General features: G+C 49.1%; 15 protein-coding genes and 3 tRNA genes. 11 read left to right on the forward strand and 7 right to left on the reverse strand.

What is annotated here, in order from left to right; translation table 11 throughout:
* Positions 1-53: 53 nt before the first annotated feature.
* Positions 54-1,664: an FAD-dependent 5-carboxymethylaminomethyl-2-thiouridine(34) oxidoreductase MnmC1 gene (gene mnmC / locus HMPREF2560_RS07905; RefSeq protein ID WP_070873810.1), complete on the reverse strand. Its 1,611-nt coding sequence runs from the start codon at positions 1,662-1,664 to the stop codon at positions 54-56.
* A gap of 125 nt (positions 1,665-1,789) precedes the next feature.
* Between mnmC and HMPREF2560_RS07910 the strand changes: the two genes are divergently transcribed.
* Positions 1,790-2,380: a tyrosine-protein phosphatase gene (locus HMPREF2560_RS07910; protein WP_070873811.1), complete on the forward strand. Its 591-nt coding sequence runs from the start codon at positions 1,790-1,792 to the stop codon at positions 2,378-2,380.
* A 74-nt stretch (positions 2,381-2,454) separates the two neighbouring features.
* Here the strand turns inward: HMPREF2560_RS07910 and cysE are convergent, their stop codons facing one another.
* A complete protein-coding gene (gene cysE, locus HMPREF2560_RS07915; protein WP_070873812.1) occupies positions 2,455-3,273 on the reverse strand; it encodes a serine O-acetyltransferase in 819 nt (272 codons plus the stop codon).
* Between the two features lie 150 nt (positions 3,274-3,423).
* Here cysE and grpE point away from each other — a divergent pair, with 150 nt between their 5' ends.
* The 3 genes from grpE to HMPREF2560_RS07930 all read left to right on the forward strand — a co-directional run bounded on the left by grpE (position 3,424) and on the right by HMPREF2560_RS07930 (position 6,701).
* The gene (gene grpE / locus HMPREF2560_RS07920) at positions 3,424-3,984 is read left to right on the forward strand and encodes a nucleotide exchange factor GrpE (protein ID WP_003747507.1); all 561 of its coding nucleotides are present in this window, start codon (positions 3,424-3,426) and stop codon (positions 3,982-3,984) included.
* Between the two features lie 301 nt (positions 3,985-4,285).
* A complete protein-coding gene (gene dnaK / locus HMPREF2560_RS07925; RefSeq protein ID WP_070873813.1) occupies positions 4,286-6,214 on the forward strand; it encodes a molecular chaperone DnaK in 1,929 nt (642 codons plus the stop codon).
* 298 nt (positions 6,215-6,512) lie between these two features.
* Positions 6,513-6,701, forward strand: a complete 189-nt coding sequence (locus HMPREF2560_RS07930) for a hypothetical protein (RefSeq protein ID WP_283116304.1) — start codon at positions 6,513-6,515, stop codon at positions 6,699-6,701.
* A 73-nt stretch (positions 6,702-6,774) separates the two neighbouring features.
* Here HMPREF2560_RS07930 and HMPREF2560_RS07935 read toward each other — a convergent pair whose 3' ends face one another.
* Together HMPREF2560_RS07935 and HMPREF2560_RS07940 are read right to left on the reverse strand one after the other, a co-directional pair.
* The gene (locus HMPREF2560_RS07935) at positions 6,775-8,115 is read right to left on the reverse strand and encodes a DUF2868 domain-containing protein (RefSeq protein WP_070607579.1); all 1,341 of its coding nucleotides are present in this window, start codon (positions 8,113-8,115) and stop codon (positions 6,775-6,777) included.
* Between the two features lie 164 nt (positions 8,116-8,279).
* Positions 8,280-8,364: transfer RNA gene (locus HMPREF2560_RS07940), tRNA-Leu, on the reverse strand.
* A 161-nt stretch (positions 8,365-8,525) separates the two neighbouring features.
* On the opposite strand from HMPREF2560_RS07940, the gene HMPREF2560_RS07945 reads away from it, so the two are divergent.
* From HMPREF2560_RS07945 to HMPREF2560_RS07960, 4 genes are all read left to right on the forward strand, one after another.
* Positions 8,526-9,191, forward strand: a complete 666-nt coding sequence (locus HMPREF2560_RS07945; RefSeq protein WP_070607577.1) for a hypothetical protein — start codon at positions 8,526-8,528, stop codon at positions 9,189-9,191.
* Positions 9,184-9,777, forward strand: a complete 594-nt coding sequence (gene ribA, locus HMPREF2560_RS07950; protein ID WP_063068903.1) for a GTP cyclohydrolase II — start codon at positions 9,184-9,186, stop codon at positions 9,775-9,777. The genes HMPREF2560_RS07945 and ribA overlap by 8 nt, the downstream gene beginning before the upstream one ends.
* 122 nt (positions 9,778-9,899) lie before the next feature.
* A tRNA-Val gene (locus HMPREF2560_RS07955) sits at positions 9,900-9,975 on the forward strand.
* A 32-nt stretch (positions 9,976-10,007) separates the two neighbouring features.
* Positions 10,008-10,084: transfer RNA gene (locus tag HMPREF2560_RS07960), tRNA-Asp, on the forward strand.
* Positions 10,085-10,273: 189 nt separating this feature from the next.
* Here the strand turns inward: HMPREF2560_RS07960 and parE are convergent.
* Both parE and HMPREF2560_RS07970 read right to left on the reverse strand, forming a co-directional pair.
* Positions 10,274-12,259, reverse strand: coding sequence for a DNA topoisomerase IV subunit B (parE, locus tag HMPREF2560_RS07965; RefSeq protein ID WP_070607574.1), 1,986 nt, complete (start codon positions 12,257-12,259; stop codon positions 10,274-10,276).
* Positions 12,260-12,327: 68 nt separating this feature from the next.
* Positions 12,328-12,864 (reverse strand): RNA pyrophosphohydrolase, encoded by a 537-nt coding sequence (locus HMPREF2560_RS07970; RefSeq protein ID WP_049336237.1) that lies wholly within the window; start codon positions 12,862-12,864, stop codon positions 12,328-12,330.
* Between the two features lie 328 nt (positions 12,865-13,192).
* Between HMPREF2560_RS07970 and HMPREF2560_RS07975 the strand changes: the two genes are divergently transcribed.
* From HMPREF2560_RS07975 to HMPREF2560_RS07985, 3 genes are all read left to right on the forward strand, one after another.
* Positions 13,193-14,338 (forward strand): polyamine ABC transporter substrate-binding protein, encoded by a 1,146-nt coding sequence (locus tag HMPREF2560_RS07975; protein WP_070607571.1) that lies wholly within the window; start codon positions 13,193-13,195, stop codon positions 14,336-14,338.
* A gap of 107 nt (positions 14,339-14,445) precedes the next feature.
* Entirely contained in the window at positions 14,446-14,718 is a 273-nt protein-coding gene (locus HMPREF2560_RS07980) for an ACT domain-containing protein (protein ID WP_003680574.1), read from the forward strand.
* A 15-nt stretch (positions 14,719-14,733) separates the two neighbouring features.
* Complete coding sequence (locus HMPREF2560_RS07985; RefSeq protein ID WP_070503808.1) at positions 14,734-16,089, forward strand: PFL family protein; 1,356 nt, start codon at positions 14,734-14,736, stop codon at positions 16,087-16,089.
* 99 nt (positions 16,090-16,188) lie between these two features.
* Here HMPREF2560_RS07985 and HMPREF2560_RS07990 read toward each other — a convergent pair whose 3' ends face one another.
* Complete coding sequence (locus tag HMPREF2560_RS07990; RefSeq protein ID WP_049343922.1) at positions 16,189-16,668, reverse strand: DUF4410 domain-containing protein; 480 nt, start codon at positions 16,666-16,668, stop codon at positions 16,189-16,191.
* Positions 16,669-16,831 lie beyond the last annotated feature (163 nt).

The following is a 16,831-nucleotide window of genomic DNA, read 5'->3' on the forward strand; positions in this document are numbered from 1 at the left end:
GTCTGAAAGTTTTGATGACTTTCAGACGGCCTTTTTTATTTAAAACGAAAATTTTAAACGGACAACAACGGATACTGCCGAACAATCGCGCGGATGATGGCGCGGTTGGGGTGCAGCGCGGTTCTCAGCCTTTGCGATAGCGGATGCGGCAAGCCGAGTATTTCGGCCGCAATGGAGGCGGCGCAGATGGGGGCTGTCGCCAGGCCGCGTGTGCCGTGTGCCGTATTGATGTAGGCATTAGGCAGGTAAGGGCAGGGGATACTGTCGAGGCGGTAGTTTTTGTCTAATGCCAGTTTGGCATAGGCAGACTGCATGGCGGCGATGTCGCCGAGTGCGCCGACAACGGGCAAATGGTCTAGGCTGTCGCAACGCAGGGCGGCATGGCCTTGTGTGTCTTGAAGGCCGTCTGAAAACGAATCTTGCTCAAACAGGGATTGTGCCAATGGCGGATTGAGCTGTTGCAGGGCGGCGCGGTTTTCGGTTTCTTCGTACGGATACCAAGTTTCATCGTTGCTGTTGAGGATAAATGTCGCGCCGTAGCAGTGGCGGCCTTGCCAGCTCGGGCTGATGTAGCTTTCGCCGGAAATGGCGCAACGCAGTTTTTGTGAAAACGGGCTGGCGGACACAACGCCGGTTTGTCCGCGGATTTGGCGGAAAGGCAGGGCGGAGACGTTGGTGTCGGCGGCAGTCGGGCTGTGCGCGCCCATACAGTAAACGATATGGCTGGCATTGAAATGCGCGTCCGGCGTGTGTACCGTCCATTGTGTACCGTCATGCGATACGGCGGTCAGCGGCGAGTGTTCGTGCAACTCAATCAGCGGATGATTCAATAAGGTATGCACGATGGCGGGCGGATTCATCCATACGCCTTGCGGCCAGTAAAGGCCGTCTGAAAATACGTCTATGCCTGCGATGGACGCAGCCTCTTTGGCAGATACGCTGCGGTAAAGGTGTTTATGCTGGTGTTGCAAACCCAAGGCCTGATTGCGTTTGCGTTCGCTGTCGTCAAAATTCAAATGCAATACGCCGTCGCCGCCCCATACGTCGGAGTCGGGCAGCAAGTCTTCCAATAATCGGCGCGTGTAGCCGTAGCCTGTCAACAGCAGCTCGGTTTGTTCGGTATCGTGTGGTGAGATTTTGGCGTAGAGCAAGCCTTGGCGGTTGCCGCTGCCTGCCTGCGCCGCTTTGCCTGCCTCCAAAACCGTAACGCGTACGCCGTGCTCCGCCAGTTTGCGCGCGGTCGCTGCGCCGGCAATACCTGCACCGATAATCAGGACGTGTTCGGGTGCGGCTTGATGTTCAGGCCGTCTGAACCAAGGTTTTAGAAGAGTAGGCGCAGATTGCGGTACGGCTTCGGTTTGCCATTCGATATGATGGAAATGTTCGTGTAAGCGGTCGGCGCGGTGTGGCGGAACCAGCCAGAGATGCACATCAGGCAATAGGTTTTCTAAAACATTGACGCTGTTGAACTGAAGGCATTTCACGGATTGAGCGAGACGGTTGTTCAGACGGCCTTCAAGCTCGGAGGGAAGATTTGACAGCGGAAAATCGGGAATATGGTTTTCAGGCAGGCAGACAATCAAATAAAGTGGCACGGTATGTTGTTCGATCGCGCGGCAAAGGGTAGCAAGGGAAGGCGTGGTGTTCCAAGCAAGGCAGGTCATGATGAAGGGCCGTCTGAAAAAAGAGGCTTTATTGTAACGCGGTTTGCGCGGATAGAATATCCGAACGTGTTTTGATAGAATCGCATGATATTTTGATTTCCAATTGATTTTCATACAGGAATTTTATGCGCCGTCTTTTATTGTGCCTTCTTGCTTCCGGCTTGCCCATCGTTTGTTCGTCCGCGCCGCCGGATAACGGCAACAAAGCCGTTCAGTCCGAACGCTGGGCAACGCCCGTCAAACACGATGCCAACCTTTATCGTATTGACGACAAGCTTTACCGCAGCGAGCAGCCTGTTGCCGAAGATGGTGAAGCCATCGTCAAGCTGGGCATTCAAAGCGTGATCAACTTGCGCTTTTTTGACCGCAACGATGATGACCATTTGAAAGAGTATGGTTTGACCTTGTTAAACCGTCCGTTGCTGTCATGGAGCATTAAGCCGAAAGAGATTGCGGAAATCCTATACCTGATTGAAAAACAACAGCAAAACGGTGCGGTACTTATCCATTGTTATCACGGTGCGGACCGTACCGGTTTGATTGCCGGAATGTACCGCATCATTTATCAAGGCTGGCCGGTGGAAGAGGCAAAAGCCGAAATGCAACACGGGCCTTACGGTTATCACAGCATTTGGAAAAACATTGCCAAGCTGTTTACCGAAGAGAAAGTCAAGCAGGTTAAAACGCATTTGGAAGCCTTGCGCAAACGCGGTTGACGCCAAGATTCAAAACATAAAAAGGCCGTCTGAAAGATTTGTTTTTTCAGACGGCCTTTTTAATGGCAGACGGTTTAAATCACAAAATCCGTAGATGATAATTGAATGCTTTGATCCATATCGGCAGACGGGGTTTTGGAAGAGCGGCCGACCGGTTTGGCCGGTACGCCGACAACGGTAATTGAAGACGGTACGTCAGCAACCACCACGCTGCCTGCGCCGATTTTGGCATTTTCGCCGATGCGGATGTTGCCCAGAATCGAAGCGTTCGCACCAATCATCACGCCATTGCCGATTTTCGGGTGGCGGTCGCCGCTTTCTTTGCCCGAACCGCCCAGCGTTACGCCGTGGAGGATGGAAATGTTGTTGCCCAAGACGGCGGTTTCGCCGGCCACAAAACCGGTGGCATGGTCGAGCATTAAACCATGACCGAAACGGGCAGCCGGGTGGATATCGACACCGAAGACTTCCGACATGCGGTTTTGCAGGAAATACGCCAGCGTTTTACGGCCGTTTTGATAGAGCCAGTGGTTGATGCGGTGTGCCTGTACGGCGTGGAAGCCTTTGAAATACAACAGCGGCAGCGAATATTCATCACAAGCCGGGTCGCGCTCGTAAATAGCTTTCAAGTCGGCCTCGACACATTTGCTGATGCGGGTGTCCGCACTTAAAGCCTGCTGATAAATTTCAAACAGCGCACGCACGTCCATAATCGGACTGCCGAGCTTGCTGGAAAGATGGTAGGCCAATACCGAATCGAGAGACTGGTGGCGCAATACGGTTTGATGCAGGAAGCTCGCCAGCATCGGTTCGGCCGCGGCGGCGGTTTCGGTTTCTTCGCGGATGGTGTGCCACAGATTAAAATCAGTTGAATTCAAATGGTCTTTTTTCATGTTTGAGGCCGTCTGAAGAATACAATCAGATGGCTATCTTACCGTTTTCCAACGTATTTTAACAAGGCATTTGATAATCGGCATTCAAATGCTTGAAGTTTTTTCAGACGGCCTTATATATGAAACATCGAATATCAACACGCTAAAAGGATGTCAGAAATGACGGAGCATAACGAACAACATCAACACGAAGCAGAAGAAGCGGCAGCCGTAGAAACTGCCGAAACCGTTGAAACCGAACAGGCCGAACCGACTTACGAAGAACTTCAGGCGCGTGTCGCCGAGTTGGAAGGCCAGCTCAAAGACAGCGAATTGCGCGGTCTGGCAAACGAGCAAAACCTGCGCCGCCGCCATCAGCAGGAAATCGCCGATACCCATAAATTCGCCGGACAAAAATTTGCAGCAGAAATGTTGCCGGTTAAAGATTATCTCGAAATGGCGCTGCTGGACCAAAGCGGCAATTTCGATGCGCTGAAAATGGGCGTGCAAATGACTTTGAACGAGCTGCAAAAAGCATTTGATGCCACACACATTAAAGAAATCAACCCGCAGCCGGGCGACAAACTCGATCCGCACCAACATCAAGCCATGCAGGCAGTCGTCAGCGAGCAAGAGCCGAATACCATCGTCAGCGTGATGAAAAAAGGCTATACATTGGCCGACCGCGTGCTGCGTCCTGCAATGGTTGTCGTGGCGAAAAAAGAAGATTGAAGGCATCGCTTGATAAAGTTTATCAAGCATAAAATTTTCAGACGGCCTTATCCGGTTTCAAAACCCGATGTTCCGCTATTGGAAAATCATTCCGATAAACCGGAATCGGAAAATGAAAACCGAGCCGTCTGAAAAAAGAATAAACGGCTTGTGGATAAATAAATCAAGCACTTGAATTTAATCTTAAAAAAAATTCAAAATAGGCCTTGAAAAAAAATGAAGCAACCTTATTTACAAGCCATCGGAACGAAATGTTCCACAGGATTATTAATTTAGAAAAGTTTATTAGGAGCAACATAATATGGCAAAAGTAATCGGTATTGACTTAGGTACAACCAACTCTTGTTTGGCCATTTCTGAAAACGGTCAAACCAAAGTAATCGAAAACGCAGAAGGCGCACGCACCACTCCTTCCGTTATCGCTTATTTGGACGGCGGTGAAATCCTCGTCGGCGCGCCTGCAAAACGCCAAGCGGTAACCAACGCTAAAAACACTATTTACGCGGCCAAACGTTTGATCGGCCACAAATTTGAAGACAAAGAAGTACAACGCGACATCGAATCCATGCCTTTTGAAATCATCAAAGCCAACAACGGCGACGCATGGGTGAAAGCACAAGGCAAAGAGCTGTCTCCTCCTCAAATTTCCGCAGAAGTTTTGCGTAAAATGAAAGAAGCAGCCGAGGCTTACTTGGGCGAAAAAGTAACCGAAGCCGTGATTACCGTTCCGGCCTACTTCAACGACAGCCAACGTCAAGCGACTAAAGACGCAGGCCGTATCGCAGGTTTGGAAGTAAAACGAATCATCAACGAACCGACCGCAGCCGCTTTGGCATTCGGTATGGACAAAGGCGACAGCAAAGACCGTAAAATTGCCGTGTATGACTTGGGTGGCGGTACTTTCGATATTTCCATCATCGAAATCGCCAACATCGACGGCGACAAACAATTCGAAGTATTGGCAACCAACGGCGACACCTTCTTGGGCGGCGAAGACTTCGACCAACGCTTAATCGACTACATCATTGACGAGTTCAAAAAAGAACAAGGCATTGATTTGAAACAAGACGTCATGGCTCTGCAACGCCTGAAAGAAGCTGCCGAGAAAGCCAAAATCGAATTGTCCAGCGGTCAGCAAACCGAAATCAACCTGCCGTACATTACTATGGACGCAACCGGTCCGAAACACTTGGCCATGAAAATTACCCGTGCCAAATTCGAAAGCCTGGTTGAAGATTTGATCCAACGTTCTATCGAGCCTTGCAAAATCGCATTGAAAGATGCCGGCTTGAGCACCAGCGACATCGACGACGTGATTTTGGTCGGCGGTCAGTCCCGTATGCCGAAAGTACAAGAAGCCGTTCGAGACTTCTTCGGCAAAGAGCCTCGCAAAGACGTGAACCCTGACGAAGCCGTTGCCGTAGGCGCAGCGATTCAAGGCGAAGTATTGAGCGGCGGCCGCAGCGACGTATTGCTGCTGGACGTAACTCCTCTGTCTTTGGGTATCGAAACCATGGGCGGCGTGATGACCAAGCTGATTCAAAAGAACACTACTATTCCGACTAAAGCGTCTCAAGTGTTCTCAACTGCCGAAGACAACCAAAGCGCAGTAACCATCCATGTACTGCAAGGCGAACGCGAACGTGCTTCTGCCAACAAATCTTTGGGTCAGTTCAACTTGACCGACATCGCACCTGCACCACGCGGTATGCCACAAATTGAAGTTACTTTCGACATCGACGCCAACGGTATCTTGCACGTTTCTGCCAAAGACAAAGGCACCGGCAAAGCAGCCAATATCACCATCCAAGGTTCTTCAGGTTTGAGCGAAGAGGAAATCGAACGCATGGTAAAAGATGCCGAGGCCAACGCTGAAGAAGATAAAAAACTGACTGAATTGGTCGCTTCCCGCAACCAAGCCGAAGCCCTGATTCACTCTGTGAAAAAATCTCTGGCTGACTACGGCGATAAACTCGACGCTGCTGAGAAAGAAAAAATCGAAGCTGCGTTGAAAGAAGCTGAAGAAGCAGTTAAAGGCGACGACAAAGCCGCTATCGATGCCAAAGCCGAAGCTTTGGGTACAGCTAGCCAAAAACTGGGCGAAATGGTTTACGCTCAAGCGCAAGCCGAAGCACAAGCAGGCGAGGGCGCACAAACCGAGTCTTCCGCTAAGAAAGACGACGACGTTGTAGATGCCGACTTTGAAGAAGTAAAAGACGACAAAAAATAATTGATGCCGTCTGAAAAAAGCGCGAATCGAAAGGTTCGCGCTTTTTGTCGTTTGGGAAATGTGTAAAGACGCTTTGTCGAAATTGACGGCAAACTTTCAGAACCATGCTACATCATCGTGTCGCCATACTTCTATTGCCGAATTTTGAACAGATTTCGCCGAATGCTGACAGCAGCTGACAGTCAAAGCCATTAATATTTGTCCATCGCTTGAGTGCGAATAAATTCTTATTTTTACCTCAAATCAACCACTTGAAAGAAGATAAATATGAAAAAACTGATTCAAATGACCATCTTTGATGGTTGCAGCTGCCGGCTTGGTATTGGCTCCAGTCGCTTCTGCACACGGCAAACATGAAATGCATCCGAAACAAGAGCGTATGTACAAAAAAGCCAAACCGCAAAAAATGAAAAAACCTGCACCTAAAGCCAAACACCACGCAGCCAAGCCCAAACAGCATCAAGAGCATCGCCACGAACATCATTAAGATGAACCCTCAACAATAAATAAGGCCGTCTGAAACCCAAACATCAGTTTTCAGACGGCCTTCGGTTTATCTGTCAAATAGCGCTTTGCCGTTTTTCTTGTGCCAAACGGGTCGGCTCCAGCCAGGCAATGTTTCTTTCTGCCAGCGCATCGCGCCAATAATCCAGTTTGGTATCCAAATCTTCAGAGAAACTGTCTTGATTCAAAAGTTGAATGATAACGCCACCGTCCGTAGCTTCGGCCAAGCGGCTGATTTGACGCAAAATGCCGCGGTCGGGAACAGTTTGCGTGCGTACGCCGATGAGAAGTTGCGCCGGAGTTTGTTTCAATTCGGCTTCTAATTGTTCCAAATCTTTTCTGCCGGCGGCCACGCCTTTGTTTATCCACTCTTGCGCCAGAACGCCGGAAAACCAAAGCGGCTCAGGCCATTCCGTTTCCAGTGTAACAGCCCATTTGGGCGCATTATTCAGCGTAATTTTAGATGAAACGGGAACGATGTTTTCCTGAAAATCATCGGCATCAACAATCTTCGTTTGCCATGTGCGGAGGATGTTTTGATAGTAGGGCTGATTCAAATCCAAACGTTCGCGAAGGGTTTTTAAAGTAATCTTGCAAGCCAGCCAAGCAATCAAACGCGGCAGAATGCCATAGCAGACAATGCTGCCGATGAGTAAGCCTGCCCAAGCGCGTGCATCTTCGATATGATTGTTCAGGCGGCCTGCAATCACAGCCTGACTGTCAGGAACAGGAAAGCCCAAACGTTCCGGCAGCCATGACAAAGCCTCAACCGTTTTCACCAATGCCGTATTGCTTAAAAGCGTACTTTCCCAGTTGAACGTATATTGACGCACCAAAAGCAGCAGCAAAACAGAAACCAATATTCCCGACAGCGTACAAAGCCACAGGCCGTGTGAAGTTGCACCAATCAGCCAACGCGTTTGCGGTTTGCGCCATTCATCCACATAAAGCCGCAAAATTGCCTGATTGACCGGGTCTTTACCTCGGAGCCAAGTTGCCGGACTGCTGATAAAGTGCACATTTTTCAAACGCAGGAATAAAGTCGCCAGCCACACCAGCAGCATGACTGTATTCATGCCCAAAATCCCGGCCAATACCAGAAAAAAGTTCAGCCCCTGATTGTCCATCAAAAGATAAGTGCTGGAAAAACCAACCGTAAACAACAACGTCGCCGCAACAATCCAAAGCCAAAACGAGCCTGTCTCCACCTGTTGCAACACATATTTCAAATGCTGGTCGCGGTCAATAATTTGGGCACGGCGTATCAGTTTTTCCTCATTGCCGCCATCAATATGTCGCAACGCTTCCGTCGCCTGCACAGGATCTCCCGGAAAAATATAGGCACGTTCTTCAAGGATACGGACCAATTCGACAAGTTTTTGCGATTGATTCAACATAAATGATAGGCCGTCTGAAAGATAAAATGGAAACGTCTGTTATACCCCCAAATAAACCCCTTTTTTTGCAAAGGTCAAAAAATTAAAAGCAGTTTTGATTTTGAATAGGGTATATAGTGGAATAGATGTAAAAAAAGCAGCCCGAAAGCTGCTCATTTTGAGTGTGGTGCGGACGGAGGGACTCGAACTCTCACACCTTGCGGCGCCAGAACCTAAATCTGGTGCGTCTACCAATTTCGCCACGTCCGCACTAATTTGAACCGTGGATTATACACAAGATTAATGGGGGTGCAAAGTCTTGTTTGCTTGAATTTTTCGGTTTATCCCTTATATAATGGTTTATTCCGGCCGTCTGAAAGCAGGGTTTGTTTTCAGACGGCCTCAACTTTACTATTGGTGAGGAAGGGCAGATGCCTGCTTTATTGATTAAAGATTTTTTGCAGACGCAAGGTTTGAAGTTGCCTGCGGATGAGATACATGTTGCTTATTTGACTGCCCAGGCTGTGATTAAAATGGGCAATGCTTCGGTTGAGCGTTCGATTTTGTGGCCGTCTGAAAATGGTTGGCAGTTGGCGGATTATGTTGATGCCGAACATGAATGGTTGCTGAAACAGATTTTTATGGCTTTGGATTCAGTTGCCGAGCGCACCGAGCATTTGAAAAGTGCAGCGGTTTATACAGCGTTTCCGAAAGATGGCGCGTTGTCGCTGGTTCGTCTGTGCCGCTGGGGCGTGCCGTTGGAAAATGTGATTCCAATCGATGAGCCGGCCGGGCAGGCTTTTTTGGCTGTGCGTACGGCGCAAAGCGGTTGGATGAATGTTTGTCAGAATGTGGCGTATTGGCAGGAAATTGGTGAATTGTCGGACGAACGCAATCATCCCGGTTTGAGTCAGATTTCAGTTCCTGTCTGTATGTCCAGCGGTGCGGTTTTGGGTGTAGTGCATGCCGAGTTTGATGTCAAAGACGGTGCGCCTGATGAAGTATTGGTGTCTTGGATTGCCCTTGCATTAGCCTTGGCGGAACCTTTGAAAAACCTCTTGGGCGTGGCTGAAAACGAGGAAGCGGAAAATGAGTAACGCGTTGAAGTTTGTCGCGTCATGCCGTTTGCCTACGGAATGGGGCGAATTTACCATGCACGGCTTTGAAGAAGAGGGCGGTCAGGAGCATGTCGCATTGACGATGGGCGATGTTTCAGACGGCCTGCCTGTGTTGTCGCGTATTCATTCCGAGTGCTTGACCGGCGATGCTTTATTTTCGGTGAAATGTGATTGCGGCCCTCAGCTTCAAGCAGCGATGCAGGCCGTTCAGAAAGAAGGGCGTGGCGTTATCGTATATTTGCGCCAAGAAGGCAGGGGCATTGGTTTGATAAACAAAATCCGTGCTTATCGTTTGCAAGATCAAGGTTTGGATACGGTTGAAGCCAATGTAGCGCTCGGCCTTCCTGTTGATGCGCGCGACTTCACTTTGGCTAAGCAGATTTATGATTATCTGCATATTCGTGAAGTCAAGTTGTTGACCAATAATCCTGAAAAAATCCAAACGTTGAAAGATTCCGGCATTAATGTGGTCGAACGGATTGCATTGCATGTCGGCGAAAATGTGGAAAATGAACGTTATCTGCATACTAAAGCGGATAAATTAGGACATTTGATTTTCGATTGATAGAACGGTACGGTAATTTTTGAGGTTAAATAAAATATTCCATATTCTTTCAATGGGATATATTTTTATTTAAATAAAAACCTTGCGCGTAGCCTGATTTTTTGATTTAATGTCGGCCTACCGGGTGATTAGCTCAGTTGGTAGAGCGTCTGCCTTACAAGCAGAATGTCGGCGGTTCGACTCCGTCATCACCCACCAAGTTTCCTTTCATTGTCTTTGACAGTGGATGCGCGGTGGTAGCTCAGTTGGTTAGAGTACCGGCCTGTCACGCCGGGGGTCGCGGGTTCGAGCCCCGTCCGCCGCGCCATTATTTAAAAAGCACTGATTATATCAGTGCTTTTTTCTTTATCTTAAAGACACAATTAAGCTGCGAAAAAAGAAACAGGTAAGTAACAGGATATTGAAATACTGTTTAATCTTAATTTCTGATGATTGAAAAAAGGCCGTCTGAAACTTTTAAAGTTTCAGACGGCCTTTAGTCTATTGAAACAATAGATTAGATATCCAATTCTGCCGTATCGCCTTCTTTTTCCATCCATGCGCGGCGGGCGGCGGCTTCGCCTTTGCCCATCAGTTTGACGAAGATGTCGCGTGTTTCGTCATCTGCGCCTTCTGGGATTTGTACCTGCAACAGGCGGCGGGTGTCGGGGTGCATGGTGGTGTCTTTGAGCTGGTCGGGGTTCATCTCGCCCAAGCCTTTGAAACGGCTGATGGAATAAGCAGTTTCTTTAACACCTTCTTTTTGCAGCCGCTCCAAAATGCCGTCGAGTTCGTTTTGGTCGAGGGCGTAGAATTTGCGAGCGGGTTTGCTTTTGCCTTGTGCGTTGACATCGACGCGGAACAGCGGCGGCTGGGCGACGTAGATGTGTCCGTCGGCGACCAGTTTCGGGAAGTGGCGGTAGAACAGGGTCAACAGCAAAACTTGAATATGCGAGCCGTCCACGTCGGCATCGGACAGGATAGCGATTTTGCCGTAGCGCAGGCCGCTTAAGTCGGGATTATCGTTGATTCCATGCGGATCAACGCCGATGGCGACGGAAATGTCGTGGATTTCGGCGTTGCCGAAGAGTTGGTCGGGGTGGACTTCAAAGCTATTAAGCACTTTGCCGCGCAGGGGCAGGATTGCTTGTGTGGCTTTGTCGCGGGCAAGTTTGGCTGAGCCGCCGGCGGAATCGCCTTCGACGAGGAAGAGTTCGTTTTCGCGGATGTCTTCGCTTTCGCAGTCCGTCAATTTGCCGGGCAGGACGGCGACGCCGCTACCTTTTTTCTTTTCAATCTTTTTAACAGAACGCATCCGTGCTTGTGCCTGACGGATAGTGAGTTCGGCGATTTTTTTGCCGTAGTCCACGTTTTGGTTTAGCCACAATTCCAAAGGATCGCCCGATACAGTGGCAACGAGTTTCAGTGCATCGCGGTTGGTCAGCTTGTCTTTGGTTTGACCTTGGAACTGAGGGTCGAGGACACGGGCAGAGAGGACGAAGGCGGTTTTGCTGAACACGTCGTCGCTTTGTACTTTTACGCCGCGCGGCAAGAGGTTGTGCAGATTGATGAAGTTGTTGACGGCGTTGAACACGGCTTGTTTCAAGCCTGCTTCGTGCGTGCCGCCCAAAGGGGTGGGGATGAGGTTGACATAGCTTTCGTTGGCGCATGAGCCTTCTTCCAGCCAAGTCAGGGCAAAGGCGGCGCCTTCACCAATGCTGAAATCGCCGTTGTGGCCGTCTGAAATGTAGTTTTCACAGGAGAAGATAGGCACGGCTTCTTGCGCGTCGGCAATGAGGTCGGTCAGATAGCTTTTCAGGCCGTCTGGATAGTGCCAAGTTTGGGTGTGTGCTTCGTCTTCGCCTTTAACCGGACGGGTCAGGGAAACGCGTACGCCGGGCAGCAATACGGCTTTGGCGCGCAGCAGGCGTTCAAGTTCGGGAATGCTGTAATTCGGGCTTTCAAAATATTTGCCGTCCGGCCACACGCGCACTTCGGTACCGCTGTCTTTGACGGCGCATTTGCCCACTTCAGTCAATGGCTCAATGACGTCGCCACCGGAAAAGACGATGCGGTGGACTTTGCCTTCGCGTTTGACCGTTACTTCAAGGCGGGTGGAAAGGGCGTTGGTAACAGATACGCCGACGCCGTGCAGACCGCCTGAAAAGGCATACGCGCTGCCGCCGTCCTTTTTGTTGAACTTGCCGCCTGCGTGCAGACGGGTGAACACGAGTTCGACTACAGGTACGCCTTCTTCAGGATGCAGGCCGACGGGAATGCCGCGGCCGTTATCACGGACGGAAAGCGAACCGTCTTCATGAATTTGCACGTCAATTTCAGTCGCGAAACCACCCAACGCCTCGTCCGCCGCATTATCAATCACTTCCTGACAGATATGGGTCGGGCTGTCGGTACGGGTGTACATGCCGGGACGTTCTTTGACCGGCTCCAAGCCTTTGAGGACGGTAATGCTGGATTCGCTGTATTGATTGTTTTTAGCCATAGGAATAATGTAAAGGCCGTCTGAAAGGATGAAAAACAACGCTTTCAGACGGCCTGAAAGCGTTTGGGTTATAGGTTTTCTATTGGATTGCGACGGATAAAGTCTTCATAGCTTTCTATGCCGCGCAAGAAACGGGAGAGTTCGGTCAATGCGTCCAAATACACGCCGCGCTTGAAGTCGATGACTTCGTCAACCGGCGCCCAGTATTGGTGCCAGCGCCAGCCGTCAAATTCAGGATGATGGCAGGCGCGGAGGTTGACGTCGCTGTCGCGGCCGACCAAACGCAAAAGATACCAAATCTGTTTTTGTCCGCGATATGAACCGCGCCATTCGCGGCGCACCCAGTGACTGGGAACGTCATAACGCAACCAGTCGCGCGTACGGCCAACGATTTTGATGTGTTGCGGCAACAGGCCGACTTCTTCGTACAACTCGCGGTACATGGCGGTCTCAGGGCTTTCGCCCGGCTTGATGCCGCCTTGCGGAAACTGCCAAGAATGTTCGCGTACGCGTTTGCCCCAAAAGACTTCGTTACGTTCGTTAATCAGGATAATACCGACATTGGGGCGATAGCCTTCTCTGTCTAACACGGGGTCGCCCTTCATTAAATTCAATCGTGCAATTTTCCCACAAATTGGGCGGTTTTGACAAATCTTGAGGCCGTCTGAATAAGCCCACAGTTTTTTCCAGACGGCATGAAACCGTTTCTGAAAAAATGTTGTTTATGAATAAAACCATAGCTTCAGGCCGTCTGAAAAGGGAGAATTTTTTCTGCTTTAAGGTCTTGCATTCAAAAGCTTTTTGCCGTTTAATGCAAACCTTGCTGAATCAAGGGCAAAGGACACATGCCGGCCGCCCCCACAGTTTCCCTTTTGTAAGTGGCATCTGCCACCGCTGCAATATTTTTACCCCCCGAACAAAAGGTCTGAAACCATGAAAAAATCTTTGATGGCGGCGGCAATCGTGAGCCTCGTCTTGACTGCGTGTAGCGGTGGAAAAGAAACCGCCGCAGAATCTTCCGCATCTCAAACTCAAACTTCTTCCTCTCAAACGGATAAACTCAATATCTACAACTGGTCGGATTATGTCGATCCGGCCACGCTGTCTGCGTTTGAAAAAAATACGCATATCAACGTCCGCTACGATTACTACGACAGCAACGAAGCGCTGGAAGCCAAGCTGCTGACCGGCAAGTCGGGTTATGACTTGGTTGCGCCTTCTATTGCCAATGTCGGCCGTCAGATTAAAGCCGGCGCGTATCAAAAAATCGACAAATCGCAAATTCCCGATTACGCCAATATCGATCCCGATTTGTTGAAAATGATGGAAACCGTCGATCCGGGTAACGAATATGCCGTCCCTTATTTCTGGGGCATTAATACGCTGGCGATTAACAAGCAGCAGGTTCAAAAGGCTTTGGGTACGGACAAGCTGCCTGAAAACGAATGGGATTTGGTGTTCAATCCTGAATACACGAAAAAGCTGAAATCCTGTGGCATCAGTTATTTCGACAGCGCCATCGAGCAAATTCCTTTGGCTTTGCATTATTTGGGCAAAGATCCGAACAGCGAAAACCCTGACGACATCAAAGCCGCCGTCGATATGATGAAAAAAGTGCGTCCCGACATCAAACGCTTTACCTCGTCCGGCTATATCGACGATATGGCGGCCGGTAATCTTTGCGTATCGGTAGGCTACGGCGGCGACCTCAATATTGCCAAAACCCGCGCCAAAGAAGCCGGAAACGGCGTCGAAGTCGAAGTGTTGGCGCCGAAAAGCGGCGTCGGTATTTGGGTGGATTCGCTGATGATTCCGCGTGATGCGCAAAATGTGGCCAATGCACACAAATACATCAATCACACGCTCAATCCGGAAACAGCGGCCAAAAACGGCAACTATGTAACTTATGCTCCGGCCAGCCGTCCGGCGCGTGATTTGATGGATGAAAAATACACTTCTGACGAATCGATTTTCCCAAGTAAAGAATTGATGGAAAAAAGCTTCATCGTCTCTCCCAAGTCAACCGATGCGAGCAAACTCAGCGTTCGCCTGTGGCAGGCTTTGAAAGCAGGGCGATAATCAAAATTGAAATTTGAATACTCAGGCCGTCTGAAACAGTTTTTCAGACGGCCTGAGTGTTATAATTGTCAACACTTTTCAAATATCCTATGAGGAGAAACAGCGTTATGAACAATTCAGTCATCACCGTCATCGGCAAAGACCGTGTGGGCATTGTGTACGACGTTTCCAAAATTTTAGCGGAAAACCAAATCAATATTCTCAACATCAGCCAACAGCTGATGGACGATTTTTTTACCATGATTATTTTGGTAGACACTTCAAAATGCACCAAATCACGTCAAGAAGTTTTGGATTTGTTTGCGGAGGAGAGCAAAAAACTCGCGCTTGATATCCGTATGCAAAACGAAGAAATTTTCCAAGCCATGCACCGTATTTAAGTCGGAGGGAGAGTCATGAGTATTCAATCCGGCGAGATTTTAGAAACCGTCAAAATGGTAGCCGACCAGAATTTTGACGTGCGCACCATTACCATCGGCATTGATTTACACGACTGCATCAGCAGCGATATCAATGTGTTGAACCAAAATATTTACAACAAAATCACCACCGTCGGCAAAGATTTGGTGGAGACGGCAAAATATCTGTCTGCCAAATACGGCGTACCGATTGTGAATCAGCGCATTTCCGTTACGCCGATTGCCCAAATCGCGGCGGCCACCCATGCCGATTCCTATGTCAGCGTGGCGCAAACTTTGGATAAGGCTGCCAAAGCCATCGGCGTGTCCTTTATCGGCGGCTTTTCTGCGCTGGTGCAAAAAGGCATGTCGCCTTCGGATGAGGTGCTGATCCGTTCCATTCCCGAAGCGATGAAAACCACCGATATCGTGTGCAGCTCCATCAATATCGGCAGCACGCGCGCCGGTATCAATATGGATGCGGTCAAGCTGGCAGGCGAAACCATCAAACGCACGGCCGAAATCACGCCCGAAGGTTTCGGCTGTGCTAAAATTGTCGTGTTCTGCAACGCGGTGGAAGACAACCCGTTTATGGCGGGTGCGTTTCATGGTTCGGGCGAAGCGGATGCCGTTATCAATGTCGGCGTATCCGGCCCGGGTGTCGTAAAAGCCGCGTTGGAAAATTCAGATGCAACGACATTGACCGAAGTTGCGGAAGTTGTGAAGAAAACCGCTTTCAAGATTACCCGCGTGGGCGAACTTATCGGCCGCGAAGCCTCAAAAATGTTGAATATCCCGTTTGGTATTCTCGATTTATCGTTGGCACCAACCCCCGCCGTCGGCGACTCGGTGGCGCGCATTCTTGAAGAAATGGGCTTGAGCGTCTGCGGTACGCATGGCACGACAGCGGCTTTGGCCTTGCTGAATGATGCCGTAAAAAAAGGCGGCATGATGGCTTCCAGTGCGGTCGGCGGTTTGAGCGGCGCATTTATCCCCGTTTCAGAAGACGAGGGCATGATTGCCGCTGCCGAAGCCGGTGTGCTGACGTTAGATAAACTCGAAGCAATGACCGCTGTCTGCTCCGTTGGTTTAGACATGATTGCTGTACCCGGCGATACGCCTGCTCATACCATTTCCGGCATCATCGCCGACGAAGCCGCCATCGGCATGATCAACAGTAAAACAACTGCCGTGCGCATTATTCCGGTAACCGGCAAAACCGTCGGCGACAGCGTCGAGTTCGGTGGCCTGTTGGGCTACGCGCCTGTGATGCCGGTTAAAGAAGGTTCGTGCGAAGTGTTTGTCAACCGAGGCGGCAGAATCCCGGCTCCGGTTCAATCAATGAAAAACTGATTGGATTGATAAATAAAAAAAGGCCGTCTGAAATTGATTTTCAGACGGCCTTTTATTTATAGCTATTTGGTAAAACGTTTTTAGAAAATAATATCTTGATTATTTCCCTTTTTTCAAAATACCGGATTCTGCAATTTTTTTGGCAATGTCTTTAGCTGATCTTTTCAGAACATCTTTGCTATTTCCTCCAAATACTCCCATTGCCAACATACCGTCAGTTTGAATATTACCGACAATTTTTCCGCTTTCTTTATCAACCAGTGTTGTAACGATTTTTGACGTTGCTTTGCCTGCGCCAAAGCCCACCCAATAACGCAGAGCACGGTTTCCTTCATTAAAGTTTTCGATATTGATATTAATATCTAAGTCATCGCCTACGGTATAACCGAGAGTGGTTAATTCATTGTTCAAGTATTGGGTAAAAAGTGCGCGTGTATCAGATGGAATATGATCTTGGGAAAGATCACGAATAGTGTAGCTATGGTAGCTTTTTTCTTTTTGTCCGAAATCAACAGTACTGGTTGTTGAACAAGCAGATAAAGCAAAGGCTAATGCCGTTAGTGTGAGTAGTTTTTTCATGGTAAAAGTTCTCTTTTTTAATTGATAAAATGCTTAAGTTTAAGCAAATCGAATTATCAATCATTTTTTCTTTTCTTTCAATTTATTATGCTTATATATTAAGGTAATTCAAAGTTTAGCTTTATATAAACAACAAAAGGCCGTCTGAAATTTCAGACGGCCT

Source organism: Neisseria sp. HMSC078H04 (genome assembly GCF_001838135.1).
Taxonomy (GTDB): domain Bacteria; phylum Pseudomonadota; class Gammaproteobacteria; order Burkholderiales; family Neisseriaceae; genus Neisseria.